The sequence below is a fragment of the Clostridium sp. genome, assembly GCF_016650095.1.
In the GTDB taxonomy this organism is placed as follows: domain Bacteria; phylum Bacillota; class Clostridia; order Clostridiales; family Clostridiaceae; genus Clostridium_AD.
Genome location: NZ_JAENWL010000229.1, coordinates 1 through 6142, shown reverse-complemented (window position 1 = coordinate 6142; position 6142 = coordinate 1). Strand labels below are relative to the sequence as shown.

General features: G+C 31.2%; 6 protein-coding genes and 1 pseudogene. 2 read left to right on the top strand and 5 right to left on the bottom strand.

The genetic code is table 11. From position 1 onward, the window contains the following. The 5 genes from JJE11_RS12900 to JJE11_RS12880 form a co-directional block, all read right to left on the bottom strand. Window positions 1-2004 (bottom strand): ATP-binding protein (locus tag JJE11_RS12900; RefSeq protein WP_291636247.1); only part of this gene is annotated, 2004 nt, incomplete at its 3' end. 350 nt (window positions 2005-2354) lie between these two features. Then, on the bottom strand, window positions 2355-2567 hold the full coding sequence (locus JJE11_RS12895) for a heavy-metal-associated domain-containing protein (protein WP_291636245.1): 213 nt from the start codon (window positions 2565-2567) through the stop codon (window positions 2355-2357). A gap of 332 nt (window positions 2568-2899) precedes the next feature. Next, window positions 2900-3625 carry a hypothetical protein gene (locus JJE11_RS12890; protein ID WP_291636243.1) on the bottom strand — a complete coding sequence of 242 codons (726 nt, stop codon included), beginning with the start codon at window positions 3623-3625 and terminating at the stop codon, window positions 2900-2902. A gap of 23 nt (window positions 3626-3648) precedes the next feature. Next, window positions 3649-3801: a hypothetical protein gene (locus tag JJE11_RS12885; RefSeq protein WP_291636241.1), complete on the bottom strand. Its 153-nt coding sequence runs from the start codon at window positions 3799-3801 to the stop codon at window positions 3649-3651. 206 nt (window positions 3802-4007) lie between these two features. Beyond that, entirely contained in the window at window positions 4008-5033 is a 1026-nt protein-coding gene (locus JJE11_RS12880) for an ABC transporter ATP-binding protein (RefSeq protein WP_291636238.1), read from the bottom strand. Window positions 5034-5460: 427 nt separating this feature from the next. Between JJE11_RS12880 and JJE11_RS12875 the strand changes: the two genes are divergently transcribed. Continuing rightward, window positions 5461-5904: a hypothetical protein gene (locus JJE11_RS12875; protein ID WP_291636236.1), complete on the top strand. Its 444-nt coding sequence runs from the start codon at window positions 5461-5463 to the stop codon at window positions 5902-5904. Window positions 5905-5918: 14 nt separating this feature from the next. Next, window positions 5919-6142, top strand: a pseudogene (locus JJE11_RS12870) (Trk family potassium uptake protein); the annotation flags it as partial.

Here is a 6142-nt window from a genome sequence, read left to right as displayed (position 1 = left end):
TATTGGAAAATCAGAAAGACTGGATAATAATGCAATAAGTTCAGCACCAGAAGCACTATCTCCTTCAATTCCAGAATATAATTGTTCAAATACAATACTAGCATTAAATGAAAGTGGAATAGTTTGTCCTAATAATTCTCCCACAAAACCAGATAGAATGAGAATTCCTTTACTATGAATGCTACCACTCATATTTGCTTCTCTTTCGATATTAATAATACCTTTTTTGCCAGCATAGGTCGCTACGGTAATTTTGTGTTGTTGTCCAACAGCACAATCTCCAGTATCTATTACAGATAATCCATTAATTTGGCCTACTCTAGTACCTTTTAAATCCACTATATACAACCGATTTTTATACATTTCCAATATTTTTTTCTTATAAAGATTATGCATATTTTGAAATTCTTCAATGGAACCTAAAATATGAGATTCATCAATCAAATTAACTCCTTGCTTTCGCGCTAGCACTGAAGCTAAATCAATAATTTCAAGAATTTTGTTCATAGAAGCAGTTAAATAGGCTCTATTTTCAGCTAGTCTAGCTGCGTAACGTAAAATTTCAATAATCCCATTTCTCGTAATGTGTAAAAGAGAATTTTCAGTAATATAGTGAGTTATGAAACCTAATATCTTTTGTAAGTTTTCTTTTTCATTTTCTATTTGATGGTCAAACTCAGCTTTAATTTTAAATAATTCATTAAAATCATCATCATTGCCGTTCAAAATAGAATAAGACATATTTGTTCCAATAAGGATAATTTTAACCTGTAGGGGAATGTCTTCTGGACTTAAGCTGATGATAGGGTATAATTCTAAATTGGATTTAGCATTTTCAAGTATAATGGAATCAGATTTTAAACATCTCTTTAATACTTTCCAAGAAATAGGATTAGAGAAAAACTGCTCAGCATCCATAATCAAGAACCCTCCATTTGCACGATGTAAGCTCCCTGATTGAATCATAGTAAAATCGGTGACGATACTAACCATATCATTTTTATATTCTATCTTACCAAATATATTATTATACTCAGGAGAATTCTCAAAAATAACAGGAGCACCTTTTCCTTCTCTGTTTGTTACAAGAACATTTACTTCATATCTTTTAAAGAAATTTTTATCTTGAGCTTTCTGTTTATCTTCATCCATATAATCTAAAAACATATATATATTTTCCATAATGTCTTGATGAAGTAGCTCTAAAAAGCGTTTTACTTTATCATTAGAACCATATTTATTCTTAATCATACTGATTTTGTTATCGATGAGACTTGCTGTAATAGCATCATCTAGGTCTTGTAATTCCGTATCCATTTCTTTATTTAAAGCTCGCATATTATTTTGTACTTCATATGAGATTAATTTTAGTTTGTTTGAATCCTCATTTATAATACCTTTTTCTGATTCAGAAAATTTGTTGTAGGTTTCTGAGTCCATATCTTTACCATTAATTAAGGGAATGAAAACAAAGTCTTCCTCTGGGGTTGTTTGAACTCTAAAATTTAATGACGCAGCAGCATCATACAACTCATTAGAGAAATGAATGTTACTCTTTTCATATTTCTCAATAACATTAATCTTGCTTTGTTCATAACTTTTATTATTAAACATAGTAGGCGCTTCTTTGAAGATGGAAGCAATAAATTCCTCAAACTCTTTCTTAAATTCAATTGCGGTTTCTGTTAAAAGGGAAATAGCTAAGGGTTTGTTTTCTTCTTCGAAATTATATACATAACACCAATCGCGAGGAGATGGAAGACTTTTTGCATATTCTTCTACTTTTTTTATGATATAGCTTGTCTTGCCGGTACCACTTTCACCAGAAATAAAAATATTATATCCTTTCTTATCCATTTCTAGTCCTAAATTTATAGATTTAATAGCTTGTTTTTGACCAATAATATTTTCATAAGGCAGAATTTCCATAGTAGTTGTGAACATAGGAAGGATATCAAAAGATAACTGTATGTCTTTTCTTTTTAATTGTATATAATTTGTCACTATAACACCTCCTAAATTAATGGGGGATAAAATAAATTAATAGAAAAATTCAGAATATTTAAATTAATCATATCATAATTTGTCGATATAGTATATTGCTATTTCTACATATATTTTGTGTAATATCTTATTAAAGAAATCGGAGTAATGCTTTACTTTTAAGGTAACTAATAACCATTAAAAAAACATAAAAAAATAACACCGAAAATTAAATCAGTGCTTATGTTCATACTACCGTAAATATGGAGATTTAAAAGGAGAGTAAAATTAATTAAACTGGTACTTATAGTCAAACATTTTTTCAAAGTGTTCATTCTGTAGGTACCAGCATATTACATGGATCTTTCTATTTAAGCTTTCTCTATTTGTACAACATCATATCCTACATCTTCAATAGCTGCCTTAATAACTTCATCAGTAATATTATCATCTATTTCGGCAGTAGCAAGCTTTTTATTAATATTTACTACCACGTCTTTCGCCCCAATCTGCATTAGCGCCTCTGTGACATGATTTACGCAATGTACGCAACTTATACCTTCTACGAATATTTTCTTTTTCATTTTTATTTCCCCCTTCAAATTTATGCTTTAAATAAATGGTTTAAAGCACACCTCCTATAAATTCATGAATTGCTCTCAGCTTTATTCTGTTGCCTAGGATATATTCTATTAAACTAATTGTATTTCCATTACATAAAAATATCAAATGCCGTATAACTCCATTTATACTTATATATTCATAATTTCACTGTTTAACTCACTCAATATCATTATATCGTAATATATTGATATTGCGATATAATTTTATAATTATTTATTTTAATTATAAAAAAGATACAACTAAAATACTTCTAACTTAAAATTTTAATCTTTTTTTATTTTTAAAGAAGGATCTAAACCGGCAAAACCGATATAATATAACCACCGGCAATTAAGCTTATAAGATTTGCGATAAAAACATAAATCAAGATATAGCTCTTTTTATGCTCATGAATGAAAATAGGAAACGCAGTCATTTCAGTCGCAATCACAAATACCTCACCTATAATTAAAGTAAAAATCAAATAGCTTGGCATCAGCGAACTGCTATTCAAAATAATATTCAATACACCCTGTGTAACAAGGTTGATAGCAACAAATATAACCCAACTTCTCTTTTGTCTAAATTTGAAAAGCCAAAAAATAATGCCCTCAAGCAGAAGCGTAAGCAGTACCCGTATTGACACCAAGAGCACCGAGCGAAATGGATATTTTCCAGGTGTAAACTCCCTATTGGATAGGTCCAAGGTAAACACGTTATTATAACCCTGCAAGGGCGCATCAAGTTTATATTCAAAGCTTTCCACATTTGTGGTGACCTTGAACGTGTACACGCCACTTGCCTTCATATCTCTCGAATAAAAAGCATAATATCCTTCCCATGCAACCCGCCGAACTCTCGCTTCTGGTTGATTTTTATTGGACACCAATACAATTGAAAGATCGTCTGGCGGATTATTAATGAGTATAACCAATGATGGCGGTTCTGCAGAATTTGCAGAGGCTTTTATGGGCATGATTGATATCATAAATATACATAACGCCATGACCAATAGGAATCCTTTACCGGTCTTGTTCATATTAGAACCTCCTATTAAACTCTTTACTTTAGTCTTTCTATCTTTCCTGTTAATGCTGTATATTTAAATACTGCTATTGGAGTATTTTTATCTTCCCAAACATTCTTACCTATTACATATGCTACTCCAATTAGTATACCTGCTGCACCTATTATTTTAAGTGATTTATTATCCATATTCTGTAGTTACCTCCTCTTTCCCTTAATTTCTTACACTTAGAAACAACTCTTATGAATATTGTAACATTATTTTACATGATGCTATATACTTTTATAAATATTTCCATATACAAAGTTTCTCTAATTTATTTTTAACTATATTACTTGATTACCATTTAAATAAGCGAAAAAATAACACCAACAATTATGTCAGTGCCAAGTACTTAATTATTTCTTTTTATATTTATAATAAAGTGAAGGTCATTTGTTGGAAATATCAACCCTACCCTTTGTCCTAACTTTAAAACCTCATTTGAAAAAGCTTCAACAAGTAAGCTTGTCTTACCATCTGAAACGGTATAAATTGCTACTTTGCCTGTTACTATACAATTCTCTACAGTGTAATTATTTCCACTAAAATCAAATTTAATCTGATGCGGTCTTAGAAGAAGTTCCACGTTTTCGTTTGTAACTGTCCGGGCCATAAAATTTCCAATACTACTATTAAAAGCATTCCCATCCATTTTACCTGAAATGAAGTTACACTCTCCCATATACAATGCTGTAATTTTGTTTATAGGTTTATAATAAATGTTTTGCGGTGTATCCAATTGTACTATGCGTCCCTTTACAAGGATTGCAATTAAATGGGATAGCTCAAGGCTTTCATTTCTGTCATGGGTTACAAATATAATGGTAGCGCCTTCAGTATGCTGTATTTTTTTAATTAGTTCCCCCATTTCACTCCGAAGCCTCGGATCAAGACTAGAAAATGGCTCATCCATCAATAAGATTCTGGGCCTTGGTGCTAATGCTCTTGCTATTGCAACCCTCTGCTGTTGTCCTCCAGAAATTTCAGATGGCATCCTCTTTTCAAGCCCTTCAATCTGTAAAAGTGCAAGAAGCTGCTGAGTTCTTTCCATCATTCTTTTTTTATCCCACTTTTTCACTTCAAGGCCAAAGCATATATTTTCTTCTACCGTCATATGAGGAAAAAGTAAAGGTGACTGAAAAATATACCCAATGTCCCTTTTTTCAGGCAAATGATTAGTTACATCTATATTGTCAATGAAGATGCTTCCTGCATCTGGTGTAAGAAGTCCAGCTATGATACGGAGAATGGTTGTTTTACCTGCACCCGATTCACCTAAAATCGAAAGTAGCTCGCCCTCTTTAACTTCAAAACTGATATTATCCAAAACCTTTTGTTTTCCATATGTTTTTGAAATATTATTTAGAATAATCTTCATAAATATATTTTCCTCTTTTGAATTTTTATTGTCATTCCATTTTGCACTTCCCTTAAATTTTGCATCATTCTATATTATTCAAATAAATAATTCTCAATCTTATTTTTCTTACGGGATAAAAGGTCTGCAATAATAAACACAGATATATTTACTAAAATAAACATCACACCTAAAACTGCTGCATTTTCCATGTCGGGTTAAATTGTTATGTTTATGTGATTATATCATATATAGTGTCATTTTATGAGAATGAGATTACATAATCATAGTTTGCTTATTCTTTGTATCAGCTCATCTTTATACAATCTTAATATGATTATACTTAATCTTTATATTTTACTTATATCAATATGGTGCATATTAATACAATCTTAATACGTAAAACATTAGAATAGTATCATAAAGTAATTTATAAGAAGGTGAAGATATGTGGATGCTACTAGTTATTGGATTTCTAATTCCACTTGTTTATATTGGACATCTTATGTCCAAATTAGATAAGTTTTTAGAAAAAGGTGGTTTTAAGATTGAGGACGATGAAATATGCCCGGTTGCTATAGTACTCGGAACAACCGATATTGCAAAACAAATTATTGATATTTTACATAATAATACCATACCTATATTGATCTTAGCAGAGCCATTCCTACTTGAAAAGGAGCAGAGCTTCCGTTATCTGTTTGCCTTATCAGAAAGCGATATGGATAATATGGTATTGTGCAAAATTGGGAAGAAAGTATATAACGTGGAGAAAATTATTAGTCTTTGTAATGACCGAAAAAATGAAGGTATGTTCATGAGTGAGAAGATCAGGTACATGCCCCGTGAAAATATTACAGCACAGATGATTTATCAAAGTGTGATGCAATAGGCCAAGAGGGAATTATGAGAAAATACACAAGAAAGTTAAAATTATCAAACTATCCTCAAATGATCGCCCTTGGATACTTCTTGGTAATTGCCATTGGAACATTGTTATTATCTTTACCCATAGCAAGCCGTAATAACATACCCGCTGGCTTTATCAATGCGTTCTTTACATCAACCTCCGCTACCTGTGTAACCGGACTTGTTGTTCTTGACACGTATACTCAATGGTCATTTATGGG

Excerpts from the sequence above, each read along its gene's own strand:
- JJE11_RS12895 (WP_291636245.1), bottom strand. The coding sequence starts at position 2,567 with ATGAAAAAGAAAATATTCGTAGAAGGTATAAGTTGCGTACATTGCGTA.
- JJE11_RS12875 (WP_291636236.1), top strand. The coding sequence starts at position 5,461 with ATGTGGATGCTACTAGTTATTGGATTTCTAATTCCACTTGTTTATATT.
- JJE11_RS12890 (WP_291636243.1), bottom strand. The coding sequence starts at position 3,625 with ATGAACAAGACCGGTAAAGGATTCCTATTGGTCATGGCGTTATGTATA.
- JJE11_RS12885 (WP_291636241.1), bottom strand. The coding sequence starts at position 3,801 with ATGGATAATAAATCACTTAAAATAATAGGTGCAGCAGGTATACTAATT.
- JJE11_RS12880 (WP_291636238.1), bottom strand. The coding sequence starts at position 5,033 with ATGAAGATTATTCTAAATAATATTTCAAAAACATATGGAAAACAAAAG.